Below are 21657 nucleotides of genomic sequence, written 5' to 3'. Positions count from 1 at the left end.
CGGTTTTATCCTGCGGCGCGCGTCACGCCATGGCGTCGGCCTGCGCCATTTCCGCCGGCTTGGTCTCCCAACGGCCGAGGCCATAGTCGCCCGCGATGGTGGTGCGGTACATCAGCCGCTCCTGCTCGGGATCGTTGCCCGAAACGCAGTGGAGCATGCGCGTGTTGTCCCAGATCACCATGTCGTCGGGCCGCCACTTGTGATGATACGAACACGAGGCGCCCAACGCGTTGATCTGCTGGCAGACGTCCTCCAGCAACGCATCGCCCGCCGCGTTCTCCTCGCCGACGATGCCCTGGGCCATGTAGTTCGAGACGTGGAGCACCTTCTCGCCGGTCGGACGCGTCCAGACCGCGGGATGGATCGCGCGCGACATGCCCGCGACCTGCTCGCGGAACGCATCGGAGATCGGCTTGGGCTCGACCATGCGATACTGCTCGGGACGCCCGAAAGTAAGCTCGTCGTACTGCGTCTCGAGCTTGTAGATCACATCCTTGCCCTCGATGCGCTTACGCAAATCCTCGGGGAACTGCTCGTAAAGCGCGATCCCGTCCATGAACCCGGTAATCCCCCCATCCTCGACTCGCTCGACCGAGCGCAGCACGCCAGCGCGGTTGAGTTCGTCGTTGTAGCAGTGGTCGAAATGCCAGGGCAGCCAGTGCGAGACCTGCTTGCCGTCAACCTCGACAATACCACGCCCGCGCTGGCTGCGGATCTCGATCACGCCGGGCATGCGATCCGAATCGACGCGCCCCACCGATTTGACCGGATGTTCCTTGAGCGGGCCGAAGCAATTGCTGATCGCGAGCTGCATCTCGTCGCTCTGCTCGACCCCCTCGAACACGATCATGCCGTGCTCGACGAACAGCGCGTCGATCTCGCAGCGAGTGGTCTCCTCTTCGAGCGCCTGCAGCGTGAGGCCGGTGATGCGAATGCCAAATGGCAGATTCTCGGCAAGGGGCCGGATGGCGAATGCGGACAAGGTGGCTCTCCTGAAGACCTGACTTCTGACGATCCCGCCTCGCCTAGGAGATGGCGCGCGCGCGCGTAAACCGGCTCAGGCCGGAACTGCCGCCACAGCCTGTTCACATTTCTCATTGCTCTGCTTGGCGTCTCCGCCGGCCAGGGCGATCACGACGAAGCCGCCGACGAGCAGCACGGCGAACAGCGCGGTCAGCTTGCCGAGGTGCTTGTCGATCATCGCCTTGATCGGCGCCCCGAAGAGCTGGAACAGCACGCCCACCGACATGAAGGTGAGGCCCCGGCCAACGAGGCTGGCAAGAACGAACGGGATCAGCGCCATCTCGATGAAGCCGGCGGTGATCGTAAGCAGCTTGAACGGAACCGGCGTCGCGCCAGCGATCAGGATCACCTCGACGTCGTATTCGCGCAGATAGCAGGCGGCCTTGGGAAAGCTCTCGCTGAGCCCCAGCACCTGGATGAGCGTGGCGCCGACCGAGGCGTAGAGGAAGTAGCCGATCGCATAGCCGAACAGCCCGCCCAGGACCGAAGCGAACGTCGCGATCAGCGCGAAGCGGACGCCTTTCTTGGGTTCGGCCAGGCACATCAGCCCCAGCAGCGGGTGCGGCGGAATCGGGAAAAAACTCGATTCGATGAAGGCGATGGCGGCGAGCCACCACTCCGCCTTGGGGTGCGCGGCCTTGGCCATGGTCCAGTCGTAAAGGCGGCGCAACATGGCGAGATCCCGATCAATCCTTGAACCGCGTGCTTAGAACGGGCCCGCGAAACCGGCAAGCAGCGAAGCCGATAACCTATTTGGTTATTTTTTGTTGACACCGTCACGCTGTTATGGCACAAAAAGGGAACATCGCGAAGGACCGAGTCGCCCCGGCGCTCTCCTCGCGATCTCCTCGAAATTGTCGAACCGGAGCAAGCCTCTCGATGGCGGACAAGTCGACGTGCGGCGCGCAAGACCCTGCGCCGACCGCACGCAAGCACCAGTCATGGCGCAAGCCCTTCCTCGCCGAGCTTGCGAACTCGTCGAACGTCAAGGCCTCGGCGAAGAAGGCCGGGATCTCGCCGACGACAGTCTACGAAGCCCGCCGCAGCGATCCCGAGTTCCACCGCGAATGGCAGGAAGCGCTGTTCGAGGGCTACGAACACCTCGAAATGAACTTGCTCGAGCGGCTGCGGACCGGCGAGATGAAGCCCGCGACCGGCGCCAAGCGCGGCGTGCGGACCTACGACAACGCCACCGCCTTCCGGCTGCTGGTGCTGCACCGCGAAAGCGCGGCCAGGCAGCGGGCCCAGCGCGACAACCAGAACGCCGACGCAATCCTCGCCTCGATCGACGCGAAGATCGACAAGATGCGCGAACGCGCCCAGCGGGCGGCCCGGGGGCTCGATGACAAGGAGTGAGCGGCTCGCCTTCCTCCTGAAGCTGGAGCCCGCGGACCGCAAGCGCGAGCTGGCAACCTTGTCCGAAGCCGAGCAGGCGGAGCTTGAAACGCACTGGCGGCTGTGGGCACGGGTGCAGCAGTTGCCGCCGCCGGGCGACTGGCGGACCTGGCTGATCATGGCCGGTCGCGGCTTCGGCAAGACCCGCGCGGGCGCGGAATGGGTCCGGCATGTCGCCGAAGCCGATCCGCGAGCCCGCATCGCGCTCGTCGGTAGCGCGCTTGGTGAAGTCCGCGCGGTGATGATCGAGGGCGAGAGCGGAATTCTGCAAGTAAGCCCGCCCGGGCGGCGCCCCGCGTTCGAACCTTCGCTGCGGCGGTTGAGCTGGCCGAACGGGGCGCGCGCCTGGCTCTACTCCGCCGGAGAACCCGAAACGCTGCGCGGACCGCAGCACAGCCACGCCTGGTGCGACGAGATCGCGAAGTGGGAGAACGCGGGCAACCGGGCGGAAATGGCCTGGGACAATCTCCTGCTCGGGCTCAGGCTGGGAGAGCGGCCGCGAGTCGTCGCGACGACGACGCCGCGCGCGGTGCCGCTCCTCCGGCGCCTGCTTGCCGCGCCTACTGAAGAGGTCGCCGTGACGCGCGGCGGAACGAAGGACAATGCCGACAACCTGCCCGCGCACTTCATCGCCGACGTGCGCGGCAGCCTCGCCGGCTCGCTCATGGCGCGCCAGGAACTTGACGGCGAACTTCTCGAAGACGTGCCGGGGGCGCTGTGGACCCGGGGCATGCTCGAAACCGGGCGCGTGCGCGAGGCTCCGCCCGCCGTGCGCGTCGCGATCGGGGTCGACCCGCCCGCGTCGAGCGGTGGCGATGCCTGCGGTATCGTGGCCTGCGCGCTCGCGGGCGACGGGATTGCCTACGTCCTCGCCGACGCCTCGGTGGAGAACGCCAGTCCCGAACGCTGGGCGCGCGCGGTCGCCGCCGCGGCAAACGCCTGGTCGGCCGATCGCGTCGTCGTCGAGGCCAACCAGGGCGGCGACATGGTGGCGAGCGTCCTGCGCGCTGCCGAAGTGTCGCTGCCGCTGCGGCTGGTCCACGCCAGTCGCGGCAAGTCGGCGCGGGCCGAACCGGTCGCCGCGCTCTACGAGACCGGGCGCGCGCGCCATGCCGGGACGTTCCCGCTGCTCGAGGACCAGCTCTGCGGGTTGATCGCGGGTGGCGGCTACCAGGGTCCGGGCCGCTCGCCCGACCGCGCCGATGCGCTCGTCTGGGCGCTGACCGAACTGATGCTTCATCGGACCTCGGCACCACGCGTGTCGATGGCCTGATCCTCGGAACCGAAAGGAATATCGATGTCGTTCATCGACCGGCTCGTCGCCGCGTTCAAGGGCGAGACCGCGCGCGTGCCTCTGGCGCGCGGCGCAGCTTCGCCTTGGTTCTTCGCCGAAGGCCCGGGCGGCCGGGCGCCGTTCGAGTACAGTGGCGCGGTCCGCCGCGCCTATCTCGAAAACCCGGTCGCCCAGAGAGCGGTACGGCTTGTCGCCGAGGGCATATCCGAGGCGCCGCTGCTGCCCACGGACCCGGCGCTGCTCGCGCTCATCCGGGAAACGAGCGCGGGCCAGGCGCTGCTCGAAACGCTGGCCGCGCATCTGCTTCTGCACGGCAATGCCTATGTCCAGGTGCTCAAGGATGCGCGAGGCAAGCCAGTCGAACTCTTCGCCTTGCGGCCGGAGCGCGTCAGCGTCATCGCCGGAACCGACGGCTGGCCAAGCGCCTACGGCTATGCCGTGGCGGGTCGGCAACTCACGATCCCGGTGCTCGACGAGGATGCCTCGCCCAACCTGATCCACGTCCGGCATTTCCATCCGGTCGACGATCACTATGGCGCGGGCTGCCTCGCCGCCGCCGACGAAGCGGTGGCGATCCACAACGCGGCGGCCGAATGGAATCGCCAGCTCCTCGAGAACGCCGCCCGGCCCTCGGGCGCGCTCGTCTATGACGCCGACGACGGCGCGACGCTGACGCCCGACCAGTTCGATCGTCTCAAGGACGAGCTGACTCGCGCCTTCGCCGGTTCGGGCAACGCCGGGCGGCCGATGCTGCTCGAAGGCGGGCTCAAGTGGCAGGCCATGGCGATGTCGCCTGCCGACATGGACTTCGCCGAACTGAAGGCCGCCGCGGCGCGCGACATCGCGCTTGCCTTCGGCGTGCCGCCGATGTTGCTCGGATTGCCCGGCGATTCGACTTACGCCAATTATCGCGAGGCCAACCGCGCGCTCTGGCGGCTCACCCTTCTGCCGCTTTCGGCCAAGATACTCGCCGCGTTGTGCGAGGGGCTTTCGCCCTGGTTCCCCGAGGCGAATCTGGCGATCGATCTCGATCGCGTGCCGGCGCTCGCCGAAGACCGCGAACGGCTCTGGGCGCAAGTCAGCGGCGCCAATTTCCTCGATGACGACGAGAAGCGGGCCATGCTCGGCCTGCCTGATCGGGACCGGCGCGAGGGGAACAAACCATGAATAAAACGGACATGCTCGCCGACCTCCTTGCACAAGCAACGGGAGAAGGGTGCGAACTCGTGACCCTGCGCGCGATCGCCGAGGAAGCGAGCGAGATCGGAGCGCAGCGCATGCTCGCGCACATCGGCCTCGACGACGAGACCGCGGAGGACGACCTCAGCGAGCTTCGCGAACTGCTGCGCGCCTGGCGCGATGCCAAGGCGAGCGCGCGCGCGGCGGTGGTCGAGTGGATCGTGCGCGGACTGCTCGCGCTGCTGCTGCTCGGCCTGGCGGTCCGCTTCGGCGCCTCGGGAATGACGCAATGACGCGCACGGCGCTGCGCTTCGCGGGCTACGCCGCGCTCTTCGACCTGCGCGACGGCGGTAACGACGTGATCCGCCCCGGCGCCTTCGCCCGCTCGCTGGCCGAGCGCCGCGATCCGCTTCCGCTGTGCTGGCAGCATCAAGCCGAACTCAGGATCGGCTGGATCGAGCGCATTGCCGAAGACGGGCGCGGGCTGCGGGTCATCGCATCGCTCGACAACCCGGACGGCACGGCCGCGCTCTCGTTGCAGCGCGGACACGTCACCGGGCTGAGCTTCGGCTACCGGACCCGCGACGCACGCATGACGCCGACCGGTCGCGAGCTGCTCGCGGTCGATCTGTTCGAGGTCAGCCTCGTCACCCACCCGATGCAGCACGGCGCGCGGGTTCACTTCGTTTCGTAGTCTTCCCCGACGGGGAGGGGAGCCGTGCGCGAGCACGGCGAAGGGACGCCAAGGTCCGGCACGTCCCTGTTTTCGCTCAACCCGACCGCCCGCGTCCCCAACCTCCTTCGGGCGGCCCCCTCCCCGAGCCGGGGAGGAATTCAACACTGGAAAGGTGAATGCCTCATGGAATCCCAAACCCCGGCCGAGATGCTCGACGCCTCGTTCGATCTCATCGCTCGCCAGGATGCCACCGAACAGGCCGTCGAGGCGCTGCGGGCGGACGTCGATGACGTGAAGACCCGGCTCGAACGCGTCAGCCGCGCGGCCGCCCGGCCCGTGATCGGCGGCACGGCGGCTTCGGCGAGCCCCGAAGTGAAGGGCTTCGTCGACGGCTACCTGCGCATGGGCCGCGAGACCGAGCTGAAATCGGTCTCCGGCGCGCTGCCCGCCGACGGCGGCTACGCGGTGCCGCAGGAAATCGACGCGATGATCTCGACGCTGCTCAAGAACATCAGCCCGATCCGCTCGATCGCCCAGGTCGTGCAGACCGGTTCGGCGGGCTACCGCAAGCTGGTGACGACCGGCGGGACCGCCTCGGGCTGGGTCAGCGAAGTCGCGGGCCGACCGGGCACCGGCACCCCGAGCTTCACCGAGATCGCGCCGCCGTCGGGCGAACTCTACGCCAATCCGGCCGCCAGCCAGGCCATGCTCGATGACGCCGCCTTCGACATTCAGTCCTGGCTCGCCGACGAGATCGCAATGGAGTTCGCCCGAGCCGAAGGCGCGGCCTTCATCACCGGCACCGGCACCAATCAGCCCAAGGGCTTCCTCTCCGCCCTGAACAGCGCCGCCGCCGACGCCAGCCGCGCCTTCGGCACGCTCCAGTATCTCGGCTCGGGCAATGCCACCGGCTTCGGCACCTCGCCCGAAACCAAGCTGATCGACCTCGTCCACTCGCTCAGGGCGGGCCACCGCCAGGGCGCGAACTGGGTGATGAATTCGGCGACGCTCGCCCAGATCCGCAAGTTCAAGGCGACCGACGGCTCGTTCCTCTGGCAGCCCGGCCTCGTCGAAGGCCAGCCCGATCGCCTGCTGGGCTATCCGGTGGTCGAGGCCGAGGACATGCCCGACATCGCCGCCAACCAGTTCCCGATCGCCTTCGGCAACTTCCGCGCCGGCTACCTGATCGCCGAGCGCAGCGCGACCGCAATCCTGCGCGATCCGTTCACCAACAAGCCCTTCGTCCACTTCTATGCGACCAAGCGAATCGGCGGGCAAGTCACCGATTCCGACGCGATCAAGCTGCTCAAGATCGCGGCCTGACGACCCCGCTTCGAAATCCGCAGCGGTGCCTCCTCCCGCCGCGGCATCGCGTCCGGCCGGTCCGGTTCCCCCCTTTTCCGGACCGGCCGGGCGTCTTTATCCCGCCTTCCCTCTCATCTCGGAGATGCCCATGCGACGGGTCATCCTTTCCGCGCCCGTGCTGCCATCCTCGGCGCTCGCCGAGCTCAAGCAATGGCTCGGCATCACCACGACGCACGACGATGCGCCGCTCGCCGCCCTGCTTGCGGCCGCGCTCGAGACATTCGAAGCCTTTGCGGGCCAGCTCCCGCTCGAGGCCACCTGCGAGGAGATCCTTCCCGCATCCGCTGCCTGGCAAGCGCTGGCGACGCGGCCGGTGCAAGCGATCACAATGATCGAGGCGGTCTTTGACGACGGGACGCGATCCTCCCTCGCGCCAGACGCCTATGCCATCGAACTCTGCGCCGACGGGACCGGCCGCGTGCGGCTCGCCTCCTCCACCACGCCGGGACGCATCGCCGTGCGCTTCGACGCGGGCCTCGCGGCCGACTGGGACGCGCTTCCCGACGGACTGCGCCATGGCCTCGTCCGGCTTGCCGCGCACCAGCACCGCGAGCGCGAGAGCGCGGGGGCCGGCGCGCTGCCGCCGGCATCGGTCGCGGCGCTGTGGCGGCCCTGGCGCCGGCTGCGCCTCGCATGATCCGGGCCGATGCCGACAAGGCCTTCGACGCTCTCGCCCGAAGGCTCGCCGCCAAGGCGCGGCGGCTGGCCGAAGCACAGACCGCCGAACGTCTCGCCAGCCGTAAGGGCGACCCGGCGCGCTGGCGCCGCGCGCGTCTGCTCTGGCCCCTCTTCGCGAAAGGATAGAAGTATGGAAGTGCCCCTGCGCGCCGCCCTGCTCGACTGGCTCTCGACCGACGCCGGGCTCGCGGCCGACCTCAACGCCGTGGTCGAGGAGGCACCCGCGCGCACCAGCCCGCCCTGGCTCGCCGTCGCCGCGAGCGCCGCCACCGACTGGGGCTGCAAGACCGCTCCGGGACAGGAAGTGCGCGTCGCGCTCGAACTGCACTGCCGTGGCGACCGCCCCGATGCGGCAGGCGACCTCGTCGCGCGGATCATGGCGCGTGTCGAGAGCCTGCCGCGCGCCCAGACCGGCTTCGCGGTCGTCATCAAGCGCTTCCTGCGCTCGCGCGCCGAACAGCGGGGCGAGAGTAGCCGCGCGATCCTCATCGAATACGCCTTCCGCCTGCTGGCGGACCAGTGACGCAACCCATGCAAGGAGCAATGCGATGACCGCCCAGACCGGCAGTGCCTTCCTGTTGAAGATTTCCGATGGCGGCACGCCAGCCAGCTATCAGACCGTCGCCGGGCTGCGCACCACGCAGATGTCCGTCACCGGCGACACCGTGGTCGTGACCAGCAAGGATAGCGGCGGCTGGCGTGAGCTGCTGTCGGGCGCCGGGGTCCGTTCGGTCTCGGTCAGCGCGGCCGGGATCTTCCTCGGCAGCGCCGCCGAGACGAAAGTGCGCACCAATGCGATGGCCGGCACGCTCGACGACTACGAACTGAGCTTCGAGGATGGCGAGAAGCTGCGCGGCAAGTTCCTCGTCCAGCGGCTCGACTACGCCGGTGACTACAACGGCGAGCGCAACTACACGCTCCAGCTCGAAAGCTCGGGCGAGGTCGTTCCCGCGTGAGCGAGGCCGATACCCGCCCCGCCAATCCGCTGCGCGGCGAGGCCAGCCTGCTCGTCGCGGGCAGGGCCTGCCGCCTGCGCCCGACCTTCTCGGCGCTCGTCGCCGCCGAGGAGGATCTCGGCCCGCTGCTGGCGCTGGTCGAACGCGCCGGTGCCGGTCAGCTCCGCCTTTCCGAGATCGCCAGCCTGTTTTGGTACTGCCTCGACGATCGCGGCGCGGCGCCGCGCGAGGCGGTCGGCGAGGCGGTGATGCAGCTCGGACTCGCCGGTTGTGCCGCGCCGCTGCGCACCCTGCTGCAACAGATCCTGCGGGGAAGCGGATGACGGCGGGCACGGGCGCGCGCTTGGGCGACGGCATGCCCGGCCTGAGCGGGCTCGCCGCACGCCTGCTCGGCTGGCGCCCCGACACCTTCTGGAACGCCACCCCGGCCGAACTCGCCGCCGCGCTCGGCATCGGCATGGACCCGGCGTCCCCGGGCGCGATCGACCGCGCGACCCTGCAACGCCTGATGGAACACGATCATGACCGATGACATCGATAGCCTGCTCGTCGAAGTTCGCGCGGGCACGGAAGGCTTTACCCGTGACATCGAGCAAATGCGCTCCAGCCTCGATACGAACCTGATCGACCGCTTCTCGCGCGCCGGCTCGGTGCTCGAACGCGGACTGCTCGGCGCGATCCGGCGCGGGAGCCTCGGCTTCGACGACCTCAAGCGCGCCGGGCTGAGCGCCATGGACGCCATTGCCGCGCAGTCGGTGCGTTCGCTGTTCGCCTCGGCGGGTGGCGGCCAGGCCGGTCTCGGCACCCTGCTCGGCGGCGTCACTTCCGCCCTGCTCGGACTTCCCGGTCGCGCCACGGGCGGCAATGTCGCCCCGGGGCGCGGCTATGTCGTCGGCGAGCGCGGGCCGGAAGTCTTCGTGCCCACCAGCGCGGGCCGGGTCGAGCCCTCCTCCGCACCGGCTCGCGAAGTGCGCGTCGCGATCAACGTCGCGGCGCCGCGCGGAGCAAGTGTGCCGCGCTCGCTCGAACGATCGTCGCGGCAAGTCGCCAGCACCATCCGCCGCGCCCTCGCGCAGGGCTGAGAGGACACGTCACCATGGCATTCTGGCTCGCCGCCAAGCGCGAGGGACAGGTCTTCGACCACGTCCGCCGCTTCGATCCGCGCTTCTGGACGGTCAACTTCCCGCGTCCGATGGTGGCTTCGGTCGTAACCCAGGGCCCGGCCGCGATGCGCATCGAGGCGATGTTCCTGCGCAAGGCCGACCTCGCCGGACTCATCTGGGACAGCACCGACCGCTACGACCATCCGCTGCTCGCCTACGAGACGCGCAAGGATTATACCCAGACCACGCTCAGCTTCCGCTGGCAGTCCTCGGGGATCATCCCGCTCGACGGGATCAACGGCCCGACCCTGACCATCGAGGGCCGCGATCCGCAAGGGGTCCCGCGCACCTGGTATGTCCGCCTCTGGAACTACGCCGAGGGCACGCCGGAGGATGCGCGGATCGTCCTGCCGTTCTCGCAGCTCCAGGGCGGCTTCACGCTTCCCGAGCAGGCCGACCCGGTCTGGCCGGGCGACGTCGACCGCATGTTTATCTCGCTGGTGGCCCCCGGCTACGAGCCGGGGGTCGACGAACCCCTCGAAGTCGCGGTCGAGGGGTGGATCGAACTGGCGGAGATCGACTGCCAGGGCCGTAACGCGCTGCTCGAGATCGGCGACGTCATGATCCCGCCGCACGGACTCGCGGTCGCGACCGGCTTCGACGACAACGGCGTGGTCACGCCGGCGCGGCTGGTGCGCAACATCCGCCAGCTCGGCTATCGCGGCAGCGTCGTCCACTATGTCGGGATGAGCCACTATTTCAGGCTTGAGCACCGCGACGAGGCCTATCTGGCGGCAAAGACCGGTGACGTGCTCAACGCCGCCACGCGACAATGGCACGAGGCCTTTTTCGCCGAGTGCGGCGACAACGGGCTGCGCCCGATCGCATCGTTGTCCTACGAGCTTCTCGCCCAGAACTGCCCGCCCGAATGGATGCAGCGCGATTGGCTCGGACAGCCCGCCATGACCGGCTGGGATCCGCCGTCCTCGCTTCTCTCTCCCGCCAATGCGGAAGCCATGGCCTGGCTGCGCGAGGCCGCGCGCGCTTTCGTCGGCGCGATGCTGGCGGCGGGCGTGCCGGTGCGCTTCCAGGTCGGCGAGCCGTGGTGGTGGATCTTCGTCGACGGCCGCATCTGCCTCTACGACAGCGAGGCGCGCACGGCCTTCGGTGGCGACCCGCCCGAGATCGCCGACATGCGTGCACCGCTCGAGGAAGATCAGCTCGCGCTGCTCGACGCGGCGGGAACGCTGCTGGCGCAAACGACCGCGGCACTGGTCGCGGCCGCGCGCGATGAGGCGGGCAGTGCTTCGTTCGAGTCGCTGCTGCTCGTGTTTCCGCCGACGCTGCTCGATGCGGAGATGCCCGAAGCGCGCCGCGCCGATCTTCCGGTCGCGTGGGCCCATCCCGCCTTCGACCGGCTCCAGGTGGAGGATTACGACTGGCTCACTGCCGGAGCCGACGCCGACCGCGCGCGCGGCTACACGGTGATCAACGATCGCCTCGGCTATCCCCCGTCCGAACAGGATTACTTCGCCGGCTTCGTGCTCCTCGCAAGCCAAGGCGACAAATGGTTGCGGATCGACGCGGGCATTGACGAGGCCCGCGCCCGCAATCCGCACGAGATCGTGGTCTGGGCCGTGCCGCAGGTGATCCGCGACGGCTACGTGCGCCTTCCCGAGAACGAGGACGAACAAGACATGCAGGCATTCGACGACGTCCGGTATCCGCTGGCGCTGGGCCGCGACGCGACCGTCATCCCCGAGTTCTCGACCAGCGTCATGGTCACCGCCTCGGGCTTCGAACGGCGCAGCAGCCTGTGGACCAACGCGCGCCTGCGCTTCGATGTGGGGCCGGGCATCCGCTCGGAGGCAGAGCTCGGCGAACTCATCGCCTTCTTCCGCGCCCGACGCGGCCCGGCCCGAGGATTTCGCCTGCGCGACCCCTCGGACTTCAGCTCCAACGGCATGGTCGGCACACCCTCCGCGCTCGACCAGTTCCTCGGAACCGGCGACGGCACCCGCTCGCGCTTCGCCCTGATCAAGCACTACGGAAGCGGCGAGGCGGTGCAGGTGCGCAGGATTACCCGGCCGATCTTCGAGACGCTGCTCGTCAGCATCGACGGCGCCCTCGCCGTCGGCTCCTGGGCGCTCGACGAGGGCGGCGTGATCGCCTTCGACGCGCCGCCGCCCGAAGGGGCCGAAGTCCGCGCCGGGTTCCTCTTCGACGTGCCGGTGCGCTTTGCCGAGGATCAGCTCGAGATATCAGGCGCCGCTTTCGCCGCCGGTGAGGCGCCAAGCGTTCCGGTTGTCGAAGTGCGGGAAGCGGCATGACCCGGACCTGGTTCGCGAGTGAGCTGGAGACGGTCGCCACGTTCTGGCAAGTGCTGCGGCGCGACGGCTTGGCCTTCGGACTGACCACGCACGACGCCGATCTCTGGTTCGACGGTATGCTCCACCGCTCGTCACCCGGCATGGTGCCCGCGGCAATCCGCCGCTCGGGCGACCTCGAGCCCGACAGCGCGGAAGTGCGCGGCGCGCTGTCGCACGATTCGATCGCGCCCGCCGATCTCGCCGCGGGCCGGTTCGACGGAGCCCTCATCCGCATCGGTCTCGTCGACTGGGAGTCGCTCGAGCGCACCATTCTCTATTCGGGCACGATCGGCGAGGTCGCGGAGGAAGACGGCAGCTTTTCCGCAGAGCTCGTCTCGCGCAAGGTCGAGCTGCGGCGCGACACCACGCCGCGCACCAGCCCGACGTGCCGCGCCTTGTTCTGCGCTCCGGGCTGCAATCTCGATCCGGTGCGCTTTACCCTGGACCGCACCGTCCTCTCGTTCGACGCCGCGGAGAATGCGGTCGAGGTCTCTGACATCGAGCCGGCGGACTATCTCGGCGGGACGCTGCGCTGGCTCGACGGTCCGCACGTCGGGCAGACCTCGCGGATAGCGCGCCTGACCGCGGGCGGCGGGCTCGTGCTTGCCGAGCCGGTCGACACCGAGGTCCCTCCTGGCTTGCGGGTACGCCTGCGCGAAGGCTGCGACCACACCATCGCGACGTGCGGCGACCGCTTCGGCAACGCCGTAAATTTCCAGGGCGAACCATTCCTGCCGGGCAACGACCTGCTCGTGCGCTACCCGTCGCCGCAGGCGTGAGCGGCCAGGCGCTGGCGATCGCGGCGCGATCCTTCGTCGGGACGCCGTTTCGCCTTCATGGCCGCGACCCGGCGATCGGCCTCGACTGCGTCGGCCTGCTCGACGCCGCGCTTCGCGCGATCGGCGCGACGCCGAAGCTGCCGAGCCGCTATGCCCTGCGCACGCTGCGCATCGACGGGCTCGATGAGATGGCAAGATCGTCCGGCTTCGCGCCATGCCAAGGTCCGGCCGCAGCGGGCGATGTCGTCATCGTCCGCCCGTGGTGCTGCCAGCATCACCTCATGATCGCCGATCCGGCCGTCGCATTCGTCCATGCCCATGCCGGGCTGCGGCGGATCGTCGTGGGCCCTGTTCCCGTCGAATGGCCGATCGCGGCGCGTTTCCGGCTCACCTGACACTTCTTGTTTTCCGAGGACCAACAATGGCTACTCTCTTACTTGGCGCCGTCGGCACTGTCCTCGGCGGCCCGATCGGCGGCGCGATCGGCGCCCTCGCAGGGCGTCAGGTCGACAATCTCGTCTTCGGATCGTCGCGCGTCAAAGGCCCGCGGCTCAAGGATCTCGAAGTCACGACCTCGAGCTACGGATCGGCGATTCCGCGCCACTTCGGCCGGATGCGCGTACCCGGCACGATCATCTGGGCAACCGATCTCGTCGAGCATGCCGACACCAGCGGCAGCAAGCAGGGCCCTTCGATCACTACCTATACCTACAGCATCAGCATGGCGGTCGCGCTCTCGAGCCGTCCGATCCAGGCAATTGGACGGATCTGGGCCGACGGCAAGCTGCTTCGCGGAGAAGACGGCCTGCTCAAGGTCGGGGGCGCGATGCGCGTTCACGACGGCCACGCCGATCAGGCCCCCGACCCGCTGATCCTCTCCGCCGAGGGGGCCCAGCGTTGCGCCGCCCATCGCGGGCTGGCCTACGTCGTGTTCGAAGATCTCGATCTCGCCGAATTCTACAACCGCATCCCTTCGCTGACCTTCGAGGTCGTCGCGGACGATGCGTTCGATCTCGCCGGCGCGATGTCCGAGATCGTCGCGGGATCGGACGTCACGATCGACGAAACCGCGATCGCCGGCTGGACCTGCGAAACCTCGGCCGCCGATACGCTGGAGCTGCTCACTCCGCTCTGGCCGCTCGATGTCGATACCGGCGGCGGCCGGATCGTAATCCGCGCGGTGGACGACGCGCAGACCGTGCTGTCGTTGCCCGAACCGGCGATCCCGGTCGACGATGGCGAATTCGGCGCGCGCAGCGGATTCGTGCGGCGCCGGGCGAGTTCCGAAGCCGTGCTTCCCGAGGCACTGCGCTATTACGATCTCGATCGCGACTACCTGCCCGGCGTCCAGCGCGCCGCCGTCCGGACGCGACCCGGCAACCCGGTTACGCTCGACTTGCCGGCAGCGATGGAAGCAGGCGCGGCCAAGGCGATCATCGAGCGAACCGGTCATCGCATCGACTGGTCACGGGACCGGATAACCTGGCGGATCGCCGAACTCATGCCCGAGGTCGGCCCGGGGCGCGCCGTCAGCCTCCCCGGCGTGCCCGGCACTTGGCGGATCGAATCATGGGAATGGCGCGAAGGCGGAGTTGAACTGTCGCTCTCGCGCCGCGTTCCGCTTGCCGCGAGCGACGCCCTCGCGGGCCCCGCCGATCCGGGCCGGGCGACGGTCCAGCCCGATCTCCCGCCAGGCGAGACGCGCCTTGCCGCCTTCGAGTTGCCCTTCGACGGGAGCGGCTCCGCCGACACGCCGCAAACCTTCGCCGCCGTATCCTCTCCGGCGCGCCACTGGTCCGGCGCGGCGCTCTACGCCGAGGAAGGCGACGGCGAACTTCGCCCCCTCGGCCCGAGCGGCCGAACGCGCAGCGTGATCGGAACCAGCGAGACCGTGCTCAGGCCCGCCGCTCCCACCGTCTTCGATCGGGGCTCCTCGCTGCTGGTGCGACTTGTCGCCCCCGATCTGCAACTGACCTCGGCGAGCTTGCGCGACCTATCGCTCGGCGCGAACCTCGCGCTCGCCGGGTCCGAGATTATCCAATTCGCCCGCGCCGAATCCCTGGGTGAAGGACTCTGGCGCCTCTCCGGCTTTCTGCGCGGCCGGGCCGGGACCGAGGCGGCGATCCTCTCGCACGATGTCGGCGAAGGCTTCGTGCTGCTCGACCGTCGGCCGCGCGTGCTCGATGCGACGGTCTTGGGCACGCGCCCCGACATCCGTGTGGTCGCGGTCGGTATCGCCGACCCGGAGCCCGTCATCGCTCCGGTATTGCTACGGGGCATCGCCCGGCGGCCTCTGTCGCCCGTTCACGGCCGCGCCACCCTCCTCGAAGACGGCCGGCTGCGGCTCGAATGGACGCGCCGCGCCCGTGGCGCCTGGACTTGGCAAGACAGTCTCGACGTCCCACTGCGCGAAGAACTGGAAAGCTACGCGGTCAGCTTCGGCCCGCCGGAAAGTCCGGCGGCGAGCTGGACGGTCGGCGAAAACCGGCTCGAGATCAACGCGGCCCGGCTCGCCGACCTCGCCGCCCTGGCGCCGGGCGGCGGCTTCGAGGTCCGCCAGATCGGGACCGGCGCGCTGTCCCTACCCCTCTCGCTCGGCCCGCTGCCGGCGACCTGACCAAACGGAGCAGATGCAATGACCGATCCCATCACATTCGACAGCACGACCGATCGCCTCGGCCTTCCTCTTCTGTTCGTCGGCCAGGCGCAGAAGGAATTCTACGTCAACGAGGCCCATGCCCTACTGGACATCCTCGTCCACGGAGCGATCGAAGGGGCGGCCGCCGATCCACCCGCCACGGCGGCCGATGGCGAAGCCTGGCTGGTGACGGCACCCGCAAGTGGCGCGTGGACTGGCCAGGAGGACTCCCTCGCGTGCCGCCTGGGCGGCGGCTGGCGCTTCATTTCCCCGCAGGACGGAATGCGCCTGCTCGACCGCTCGACCGGCGGCGAAATTCGCTATCTCGGAAACTGGAGAAAAGCGGCCGATGTGGTGGAACCAATCGGCGGCTCGACAGTTGACAGTGAGGCCCGTGCCGTGATCACAAATCTGATCGCGGCGCTTAGGGTCATGGGTCTTTTGCCCGCAGCGTAGTGCGATAAGGCGTTCGGGGGTCTGAATTGTGCCAATTAAGAAGCGTTTTGGCGTTATTAAGGGACAGCAAGCCACCGAAAACGCGACATCTTTGCAACACTGCTCGGCATTGGCCGCTTGCACGGCCATTGCAGAGGGGCTAGACAGCCATGCACTCGGTGGCTCCATATCTCTCAATAGGGGAAACGTAATGCGGAAACTCGTCATAGGGATGGCGTTGGCTTCGACCGCTATCGCCACGCCCGCTTTGGCGCGCGACGATAGCTGGTATCTCGAACTCGATTTTGGCCCGATGATCGTCGAGGACACCGAATTCGACTTCGGTGGCGTAAAGAATGCTGCGACGCTCGATTCGGACTACGGTGTCGATGGCGGTGCCGCGCTCGGCTACGACTTCGGTGCCTTCCGGCTCGAAGCCGAAGCGAGCTATCGCACTGCGGACAATGACGACCTGACCGTCGTGGCTCCGGGCGTCCCCGGCCTTGCCACGACCCAGCTCCTCACCGGCAACTACAGCAACATCCGCGGCGACGCGAACGTCCTGTCGTTCATGGTGAACGGCCTGCTCGACTTCGGTCCCGACGACGGCATCCAGGGCTTTATCGGCGGTGGCGCCGGTGTCAGCCGCGTCGATTACAAGGCTTCGCTCTCGAGCGCCGGTCCGGGCTTCCTGGACGACACCGACAGCGGCTTTGCCTGGCAGGTTCTCGCCGGCGTTCGTGCGCCGCTGACCGACCACTGGGACGTCGGCATCAAGTATCGCTTCCACAATGTCGACAACATCAAGCTCGTCGACAGCGCTGGCCGCGAAGTAGAAGGCCGCTGGCGGTCGCACTCGGCGATGGGTTCGTTGACCTATAACTTCGGTGGCGCGGAAGCTCCGCCGCCGCCTCCCCCGCCGCCGCCGCCGCCGCCTCCCCCGCCGCCCCCCCCGCCGCCGCCGCCCGAGGTGGTCTGCAACAAGGGCCCGTACATCGTGTTCTTCGAGTGGGACAAGTCCGACGTCACGCCGGAAGCTGCCACCATCCTCGACAGCGCGATCAGCGCCTACGGCAGCTGCGACAATGTTCCGATCATGCTGGCCGGTTACACCGACCGTTCGGGCACCGTGCAGTACAACATGGGCCTGTCGGAGCGCCGCAACGCTTCGGTGCGCAGCTACCTCACCGCTCGCGGCATCCCCGATGGTGCCATCTCGAGCCAGGCCTTTGGCGAATCGAACCCGCGTGTTCCGACCGCCGACGGCGTGCGCGAACTGCAGAACCGTCGCGTCGAGATCACTTACGGTCCGGGCTCGGGCATGTAAGCGAGACCTCGAAGGTCGAAAAAGTTTGGGGCCGGAGAAATCCGGCCCCTTTCTTTTTGCGCATCCGAATAGAGAAGCCACCGGCGCAACGCCGCCGCTGCGGCAGTCAGTTTGCGTAGATCGTGGGATCGACCAGACCGGCCTCCGCGAAGCCCGCCTTGCGCAACCGGCAACTGTCGCAAAGCCCGCAGGCACGGCCATCATCCGTCGGGTCGTAACAGGACCAACTGATCCCGGCATCGAGGCCGAGGCGGTCCGCCTCGCGCGCGATGTCCGCCTTGCTCAAGTACTGCAATGGCGCGTGGACGGTGATGGCATGGCCTTCGCTCCCGGCCTTCGTGGCGACCCGCGCCAGCTCCTGGAAACCGGAGACGAATTCGGGGCGACAGTCGGGATAGCCCGAATAGTCGAGCGCATTCACCCCGATGAAAAGATCGCGCGCGCCGAGCGCTTCCGCCCAGGCGAGCGTCAAGGAGAGGAACACAAGATTGCGGGCGGGCACATAGGTCACCGGAATGTCGGCGCCAATGCCGTCCTTCGGCACCGCCATGTCGTCGGTCAGCGCGGAACCGCCGAACTGGCGCAAATCGAGCGGAAGCACGATATGCCGGGAGGCACCGAGCCGCTCCGCGATGGCCCCCGCCGCCCTGATTTCGCGGCGATGCCTCTGGTTGTAGTCGATCGTCAGCGCATTGACCGAATAGCCCGCCTCCTTGGCAAGGGCAGCGACCACCATCGAATCGAGCCCGCCTGATAACAGGACGACGGCTTGCGGGCGGGCGGACATCTCTTCTTCGTCAGTCATCGGTATTGCTTAGGGCCTTGCGGGCAGCACTGACAACGCTCAGCCCGCACAGGGTCCAATCCGTCGTGCTTCCGCCGCGAAGGCGAAGGGCAGCCCCCCATCGATCCCCTGGCTGTCGATCTGCGCGAGGCTGGGGTTCTCGAGGCGAATGTGCGTGCGTCCGTAGCCCTTGCCCTTGCAGGTGTACTGGACCGTCACCTCGCCAGGCTTGTCGTTGACGACAACCCGGGCGCAGGCGAGATCGTGATGCCGCAACTGAATCAGACTACGCGGGTTGCCGAGGCAGACGCGACGCGTGGGCTCCTCCCCGCCCCGGACCCGGACTTCCCAGAGGCCCTTGGCCATCTGATCGAGCATCGACAGCGAAGGTGCCTGCGCATCGACCGGCGCGGCCAGGATCGGCAGGACCAGCGCCCCGGCAACAAGGCCTGAAGCGGTTCTCGATCGGCGCATCTGGTTCAAAATCCTTCCGTCTCGCGGCACTGCACGAAACCCATATGGTGCCTGATAGCAGAAACGCCAACTACGTCCAAGCGAGCCCTCGGCGCGGTCAGCCGTTGATCACGCTTCGATACGGAAGGTCTTGCTGCAAAATTCGCATTCCACCGGTATGCGTCCGTCGGGATCGCGCATTTCGGCGCGGTCGCTCTCGCTGAAGCTGGTGAGGACCTGCTGGTAGTGCTCCGGACTGCAGCGGCAGCCCCGGCTCAGAGTCGCGAGCGGTTCGATCCGCACCTCGCGTTCCTCATGGTAGACGCGCCAAACGAGCGCCTCCAGCGTTAGCGCGGGATCGACCAGCTCGGCGTGGCGCACGCTCGCGGCCATGATCGCGGCGTGATCCCAATCCGCCTTGTCGCCCGCCACATGCAGTCGCTCGCGGCCCTCCTCGCCATCGGGAAGATGCTGCACCAGCATGCCGCCGGCCACGCAGCGGTCGCCCTCCGCGCGAATGGCGACCCGCAGCAGCGTCGGGATTTGCTCGGACCGCTCGAAATAGGCCTCGCACGCCCCGGCGAGCGTCTCGCCCTCGAGCGGAACGATACCCTGATAGCGCTCGCCGCTTGCCGCCAGATCGAAGGTGATGGCAAGGTAGCCCGTGCCGAAGATCGCCTCGAGCGACGGGTTGGCGCCAAGCTCCTGCAACATGTCCGGATCGTGCCGCGAGTAGCCGCGCACCTGTCCGTCGCGATAGTCGCACACGAGCAGATCGACCGCGCCCCCCTCCGCCTGGATCTGGAAGGTGAGCTGGCTGTCCGCCTCCTTCAGCAGCGACCCCATGAGCGTGGCCAGCACCAGCGCTTCGGCGAGCAGGTTCTTCACCGGCTGCGGATAGTCATGCGCCGACAGGATCAGATCGAGCACCGGGCCGAGCCGCACCAGCCGGCCGCGGACGTCGCGATCCGGGACGGAGAACGCGAGAACCTGGTCGAACCCGGTCTCGGGGCTCTCGATCAGATAGTCGTCGCTCACAGGCGGCCGAGAGCCCAGAGCAGGACCGATTTCTGCGCATGGATGCGGTTTTCCGCTTCGTCCCAGATCGCCGACTGCGGGCCGTCGATCACTTCGGACGTCACTTCCTCCTCGCGGTGCGCGGGCAGACAGTGCAGGAAAACGGCCTTGGGATCGGCTTTCGCCATGAGCACGCCGTCGACCTGGTAGGGCTGCATGGCGGCAATGTGGACATCTCCGCCCGGCTGTCCCATCGAGACCCAGGTGTCAGTCACCACGACTTGCGCGCCGCGCACGGCTTCCTCGGGGTCCTGCGTGAGGACGACTTCCCCGCCGGCACGGCGCGCGGCGGCGACGAAGTCCGCATCGGGCTCGTAGCCGAGCGGTCCGGCAATGCGGAGCGTGAACTTCATCAGCCCGGCCGCCTCGATCAGCGAGTTAGCCACATTATTGCCATCGCCGAGCCAGGCCACTTGCAGTCCGGGCAAGGCAAAACCGCGTTCGACCACTGTCAGCAGGTCAGCGACAATCTGGCACGGATGCGACAGATCCGTAAGGCCGTTGATCACTGGAACGTCGGCGTACCGGGCCAGTTCCTCGATCTTGGCGTGGTCGTCGGTGCGAATCATGATCGCGTCGACCATGCGGCTGAGGACGCGGGCGGTGTCCGCCACGGTTTCGCCGCGGCCGAGCTGCATGCTTCCGGCTTCCATGATGATGCTCGAGCCGCCGAGCTGGCGAATCGCCATGTCGAACGACACGCGCGTGCGCGTGGAGTTCTTCTCGAAGATCATCGCGAGCGTATGCCCGGCGAGCGGCGCATCGGCGTCCGGCTTGCCCTTGGGCTGGCCGATGCGCCCGGCCTTGCGGTCGATCGCATCATTGAGCATCGCCGCCAGGGCGTCGCCGCCCGCGTCGGACAATCCCAGGAAGTGCCGGGTCATGCCGGCTGCACCACGTCGTAACTGGCAGCAGCCGCCGACAGCTTGTCCATGAACTCGTCGATATGCGTTTCATCGATGACCAGCGGCGGGAGGACACGCACGACGCCGTCGCCCGCCGACGCCGTCAGCAGCCCGTGATTGTCGCGCATGTGCCCCACGAAAGGCCGCGGCTCGACCTTGAGCTTGATGCCGATGAACAGCCCGCGGCCCCGCACGCTTTCGAACAGTTCGGGATAGTTGCCGATGAACTGCTCTATGCGCGCGCGCAGGCGATCGCCCTTGGTGCGCACATCGGCAAGAAACGCCTCGTCGGCGACGACGTCGAGCACGGCTTCGGCCGCGGCCATGGCAAGCGGATTGCCGCCGTAGGTGGAGCCGTGCGTCCCCGCCGTCATGCCGCGCGCCGCCTTTTCGGTGGCAAGACATGCCCCGAGCGGGAAGCCGCCGCCGATGCCCTTGGCGGTGGCCATAATGTCGGGCTCGATGCCGAACTGCTCGTAGGCATAGAGCGTGCCCGCGCGGCCGACGCCGCTTTGCACTTCATCGAGGACCAGCATGAGATCGTGCTTGTCGCACAGCGCGCGCAGGCCGCGCAGAAACGCCTCGTCGGCGATGCGGATACCGCCTTCGCCCTGGATCGGCTCGACCAGGAAACCCGCCGTGTTCGGACCAATCGCCGCTTCCGCGCCCGCGAGATCGTTGAAGTCGACGTACTTGAAGCCGGGCAGAAGCGGCATGAAGCCTTTGTGCATCTTGTCCTGGCTCGAGGCGCTGATCGTCGCCATCGTGCGGCCGTGGAACGCGTTGTTGAAGGTAATCAGCTCGTAGCGGCTCGTGTCGCCTGCGTGCTGGTGATAGGCGCGCGCGGTCTTGATCGCGCATTCGACCGCCTCGGCCCCCGAATTGGTGAAGAAAACGGTGTCGGCGAAGGTCAGGTCGACCAGCCTTTGGGCGAGGTGCTCGCCTTGCGGGCTGCCGTAAAGATTCGAGACGTGCATGAGCGTCTCGGCCTGCTTCTGGATCGCGCCGATCAGTCCGGCATGGCTGTGGCCGAGCGCGTTCACCGCGATGCCGCTGGCGAAGTCGAGGAAGCGGCGCCCATCCTCGCTGATGAGGTGGCAGTGTTCGCCGCGGACCGGACGGACATCGCAGCGCGGATAGACTGGCATGAGCGGCGTAATCGACATGGCATGGACCTCATCTTCCCGGATGCGGGATTCGCAAACGACAAATGGCGGCCCA

At 68.0% G+C, this 21657-nt stretch carries 26 protein-coding genes; 19 read left to right on the top strand and 7 right to left on the bottom strand.

Features of this window, described 5'->3' with window-relative positions:
* Positions 1-22: 22 nt before the first annotated feature.
* Positions 23-982, bottom strand: coding sequence for a TauD/TfdA family dioxygenase (locus tag B2G71_RS00500; protein WP_098103814.1), 960 nt, complete (start codon positions 980-982; stop codon positions 23-25).
* A 75-nt stretch (positions 983-1057) separates the two neighbouring features.
* Positions 1058-1696: a YqaA family protein gene (locus B2G71_RS00495; RefSeq protein WP_098103813.1), complete on the bottom strand. Its 639-nt coding sequence runs from the start codon at positions 1694-1696 to the stop codon at positions 1058-1060.
* A 206-nt stretch (positions 1697-1902) separates the two neighbouring features.
* Here B2G71_RS00495 and B2G71_RS00490 point away from each other — a divergent pair, with 206 nt between their 5' ends.
* The 19 genes from B2G71_RS00490 (at position 1903) to B2G71_RS00400 (ending at position 17217) form a co-directional block, all read left to right on the top strand.
* Complete coding sequence (locus tag B2G71_RS00490) at positions 1903-2379, top strand: hypothetical protein (protein WP_240529934.1); 477 nt, start codon at positions 1903-1905, stop codon at positions 2377-2379.
* Entirely contained in the window at positions 2366-3691 is a 1326-nt protein-coding gene (locus B2G71_RS00485) for a terminase family protein (protein ID WP_098103811.1), read from the top strand. Before B2G71_RS00490 ends, B2G71_RS00485 begins: the two co-directional genes overlap by 14 nt.
* Positions 3692-3715: 24 nt before the next feature.
* Positions 3716-4879, top strand: a complete 1164-nt coding sequence (locus B2G71_RS00480; protein WP_098103810.1) for a phage portal protein — start codon at positions 3716-3718, stop codon at positions 4877-4879.
* Positions 4876-5184, top strand: coding sequence for a DUF6127 family protein (locus tag B2G71_RS00475; RefSeq protein WP_098103809.1), 309 nt, complete (start codon positions 4876-4878; stop codon positions 5182-5184). Before B2G71_RS00480 ends, B2G71_RS00475 begins: the two co-directional genes overlap by 4 nt.
* Positions 5181-5585, top strand: a complete 405-nt coding sequence (locus tag B2G71_RS00470; protein ID WP_098103808.1) for an HK97 family phage prohead protease — start codon at positions 5181-5183, stop codon at positions 5583-5585. Before B2G71_RS00475 ends, B2G71_RS00470 begins: the two co-directional genes overlap by 4 nt.
* 165 nt (positions 5586-5750) lie before the next feature.
* Positions 5751-6890, top strand: a complete 1140-nt coding sequence (locus B2G71_RS00465; RefSeq protein WP_098103807.1) for a phage major capsid protein — start codon at positions 5751-5753, stop codon at positions 6888-6890.
* Positions 6891-7020: 130 nt separating this feature from the next.
* Positions 7021-7569 (top strand): hypothetical protein, encoded by a 549-nt coding sequence (locus B2G71_RS00460; RefSeq protein ID WP_098104373.1) that lies wholly within the window; start codon positions 7021-7023, stop codon positions 7567-7569.
* A complete protein-coding gene (locus B2G71_RS23950) occupies positions 7566-7736 on the top strand; it encodes a hypothetical protein (protein WP_168176204.1) in 171 nt (56 codons plus the stop codon). The genes B2G71_RS00460 and B2G71_RS23950 overlap by 4 nt, the downstream gene beginning before the upstream one ends.
* A 4-nt stretch (positions 7737-7740) precedes the next feature.
* Entirely contained in the window at positions 7741-8133 is a 393-nt protein-coding gene (locus B2G71_RS00450) for a DUF3168 domain-containing protein (protein WP_098103805.1), read from the top strand.
* Positions 8134-8158: 25 nt separating this feature from the next.
* Positions 8159-8566, top strand: a complete 408-nt coding sequence (locus tag B2G71_RS00445) for a phage major tail protein, TP901-1 family (RefSeq protein WP_098103804.1) — start codon at positions 8159-8161, stop codon at positions 8564-8566.
* Positions 8563-8889 (top strand): gene transfer agent family protein, encoded by a 327-nt coding sequence (locus B2G71_RS00440; RefSeq protein ID WP_240529933.1) that lies wholly within the window; start codon positions 8563-8565, stop codon positions 8887-8889. The genes B2G71_RS00445 and B2G71_RS00440 overlap by 4 nt, the downstream gene beginning before the upstream one ends.
* On the top strand, positions 8886-9098 hold the full coding sequence (locus B2G71_RS00435; RefSeq protein WP_206049227.1) for a phage tail assembly chaperone: 213 nt from the start codon (positions 8886-8888) through the stop codon (positions 9096-9098). The genes B2G71_RS00440 and B2G71_RS00435 overlap by 4 nt, the downstream gene beginning before the upstream one ends.
* Positions 9088-9648 carry a tail tape measure protein gene (locus tag B2G71_RS00430; RefSeq protein WP_098103803.1) on the top strand — a complete coding sequence of 187 codons (561 nt, stop codon included), beginning with the start codon at positions 9088-9090 and terminating at the stop codon, positions 9646-9648. The genes B2G71_RS00435 and B2G71_RS00430 overlap by 11 nt, the downstream gene beginning before the upstream one ends.
* 14 nt (positions 9649-9662) lie before the next feature.
* Positions 9663-11999: a DUF2460 domain-containing protein gene (locus tag B2G71_RS00425; RefSeq protein ID WP_098103802.1), complete on the top strand. Its 2337-nt coding sequence runs from the start codon at positions 9663-9665 to the stop codon at positions 11997-11999.
* Positions 11996-12817 (top strand): DUF2163 domain-containing protein, encoded by an 822-nt coding sequence (locus B2G71_RS00420; protein ID WP_098103801.1) that lies wholly within the window; start codon positions 11996-11998, stop codon positions 12815-12817. The genes B2G71_RS00425 and B2G71_RS00420 overlap by 4 nt, the downstream gene beginning before the upstream one ends.
* A complete protein-coding gene (locus B2G71_RS00415; protein ID WP_206049225.1) occupies positions 12814-13212 on the top strand; it encodes a hypothetical protein in 399 nt (132 codons plus the stop codon). Before B2G71_RS00420 ends, B2G71_RS00415 begins: the two co-directional genes overlap by 4 nt.
* A 26-nt stretch (positions 13213-13238) precedes the next feature.
* Complete coding sequence (locus B2G71_RS00410) at positions 13239-15434, top strand: phage tail protein (protein WP_098103800.1); 2196 nt, start codon at positions 13239-13241, stop codon at positions 15432-15434.
* 18 nt (positions 15435-15452) lie between these two features.
* Positions 15453-15911: a DUF2793 domain-containing protein gene (locus tag B2G71_RS00405; protein WP_206049222.1), complete on the top strand. Its 459-nt coding sequence runs from the start codon at positions 15453-15455 to the stop codon at positions 15909-15911.
* Positions 15912-16101: 190 nt separating this feature from the next.
* Complete coding sequence (locus B2G71_RS00400) at positions 16102-17217, top strand: OmpA family protein (RefSeq protein ID WP_098103799.1); 1116 nt, start codon at positions 16102-16104, stop codon at positions 17215-17217.
* A 106-nt stretch (positions 17218-17323) separates the two neighbouring features.
* On the opposite strand, the gene queC is transcribed toward B2G71_RS00400, so the two are convergent.
* The 5 genes from queC to B2G71_RS00375 all read right to left on the bottom strand — a co-directional run bounded on the left by queC (position 17324) and on the right by B2G71_RS00375 (position 21602).
* Complete coding sequence (gene queC, locus B2G71_RS00395; RefSeq protein WP_098103798.1) at positions 17324-18022, bottom strand: 7-cyano-7-deazaguanine synthase QueC; 699 nt, start codon at positions 18020-18022, stop codon at positions 17324-17326.
* 39 nt (positions 18023-18061) lie between these two features.
* Positions 18062-18475: a hypothetical protein gene (locus tag B2G71_RS00390; RefSeq protein ID WP_168176203.1), complete on the bottom strand. Its 414-nt coding sequence runs from the start codon at positions 18473-18475 to the stop codon at positions 18062-18064.
* 108 nt (positions 18476-18583) lie between these two features.
* Positions 18584-19492, bottom strand: a complete 909-nt coding sequence (locus tag B2G71_RS00385; protein WP_098103797.1) for an Hsp33 family molecular chaperone HslO — start codon at positions 19490-19492, stop codon at positions 18584-18586.
* Positions 19489-20415, bottom strand: a complete 927-nt coding sequence (gene argF / locus B2G71_RS00380) for an ornithine carbamoyltransferase (protein ID WP_098103796.1) — start codon at positions 20413-20415, stop codon at positions 19489-19491. The genes B2G71_RS00385 and argF overlap by 4 nt, the downstream gene beginning before the upstream one ends.
* The gene (locus B2G71_RS00375) at positions 20412-21602 is read right to left on the bottom strand and encodes an aspartate aminotransferase family protein (RefSeq protein WP_098103795.1); all 1191 of its coding nucleotides are present in this window, start codon (positions 21600-21602) and stop codon (positions 20412-20414) included. Before B2G71_RS00375 ends, argF begins: the two co-directional genes overlap by 4 nt.
* Positions 21603-21657: the final 55 nt, after the last annotated feature.

The sequence above is a fragment of the Novosphingobium sp. PC22D genome, from assembly GCF_002556635.1.
Lineage (GTDB): Bacteria > Pseudomonadota > Alphaproteobacteria > Sphingomonadales > Sphingomonadaceae > Novosphingobium.
This window is presented reverse-complemented; position numbering and strand designations above follow the sequence as displayed.

Bases quoted from the DNA above. Each gene is read 5' to 3' on its own strand.
- B2G71_RS00495 (WP_098103813.1), bottom strand. From the start codon at position 1,696: ATGTTGCGCCGCCTTTACGACTGGACCATGGCCAAGGCCGCGCACCCC.
- B2G71_RS00490 (WP_240529934.1), top strand. From the start codon at position 1,903: ATGGCGGACAAGTCGACGTGCGGCGCGCAAGACCCTGCGCCGACCGCA.
- B2G71_RS00485 (WP_098103811.1), top strand. From the start codon at position 2,366: ATGACAAGGAGTGAGCGGCTCGCCTTCCTCCTGAAGCTGGAGCCCGCG.
- B2G71_RS00480 (WP_098103810.1), top strand. From the start codon at position 3,716: ATGTCGTTCATCGACCGGCTCGTCGCCGCGTTCAAGGGCGAGACCGCG.
- B2G71_RS00475 (WP_098103809.1), top strand. From the start codon at position 4,876: ATGAATAAAACGGACATGCTCGCCGACCTCCTTGCACAAGCAACGGGA.
- B2G71_RS00470 (WP_098103808.1), top strand. From the start codon at position 5,181: ATGACGCGCACGGCGCTGCGCTTCGCGGGCTACGCCGCGCTCTTCGAC.
- B2G71_RS00465 (WP_098103807.1), top strand. From the start codon at position 5,751: ATGGAATCCCAAACCCCGGCCGAGATGCTCGACGCCTCGTTCGATCTC.
- B2G71_RS00460 (WP_098104373.1), top strand. From the start codon at position 7,021: ATGCGACGGGTCATCCTTTCCGCGCCCGTGCTGCCATCCTCGGCGCTC.
- B2G71_RS23950 (WP_168176204.1), top strand. From the start codon at position 7,566: ATGATCCGGGCCGATGCCGACAAGGCCTTCGACGCTCTCGCCCGAAGG.
- B2G71_RS00450 (WP_098103805.1), top strand. From the start codon at position 7,741: ATGGAAGTGCCCCTGCGCGCCGCCCTGCTCGACTGGCTCTCGACCGAC.
- B2G71_RS00445 (WP_098103804.1), top strand. From the start codon at position 8,159: ATGACCGCCCAGACCGGCAGTGCCTTCCTGTTGAAGATTTCCGATGGC.
- B2G71_RS00435 (WP_206049227.1), top strand. From the start codon at position 8,886: ATGACGGCGGGCACGGGCGCGCGCTTGGGCGACGGCATGCCCGGCCTG.
- B2G71_RS00430 (WP_098103803.1), top strand. From the start codon at position 9,088: ATGACCGATGACATCGATAGCCTGCTCGTCGAAGTTCGCGCGGGCACG.
- B2G71_RS00425 (WP_098103802.1), top strand. From the start codon at position 9,663: ATGGCATTCTGGCTCGCCGCCAAGCGCGAGGGACAGGTCTTCGACCAC.
- B2G71_RS00420 (WP_098103801.1), top strand. From the start codon at position 11,996: ATGACCCGGACCTGGTTCGCGAGTGAGCTGGAGACGGTCGCCACGTTC.
- B2G71_RS00410 (WP_098103800.1), top strand. From the start codon at position 13,239: ATGGCTACTCTCTTACTTGGCGCCGTCGGCACTGTCCTCGGCGGCCCG.
- B2G71_RS00405 (WP_206049222.1), top strand. From the start codon at position 15,453: ATGACCGATCCCATCACATTCGACAGCACGACCGATCGCCTCGGCCTT.
- B2G71_RS00400 (WP_098103799.1), top strand. From the start codon at position 16,102: ATGCGGAAACTCGTCATAGGGATGGCGTTGGCTTCGACCGCTATCGCC.
- queC (WP_098103798.1), bottom strand. From the start codon at position 18,022: ATGACTGACGAAGAAGAGATGTCCGCCCGCCCGCAAGCCGTCGTCCTG.
- B2G71_RS00390 (WP_168176203.1), bottom strand. From the start codon at position 18,475: ATGCGCCGATCGAGAACCGCTTCAGGCCTTGTTGCCGGGGCGCTGGTC.
- argF (WP_098103796.1), bottom strand. From the start codon at position 20,415: ATGACCCGGCACTTCCTGGGATTGTCCGACGCGGGCGGCGACGCCCTG.
- B2G71_RS00375 (WP_098103795.1), bottom strand. From the start codon at position 21,602: ATGTCGATTACGCCGCTCATGCCAGTCTATCCGCGCTGCGATGTCCGT.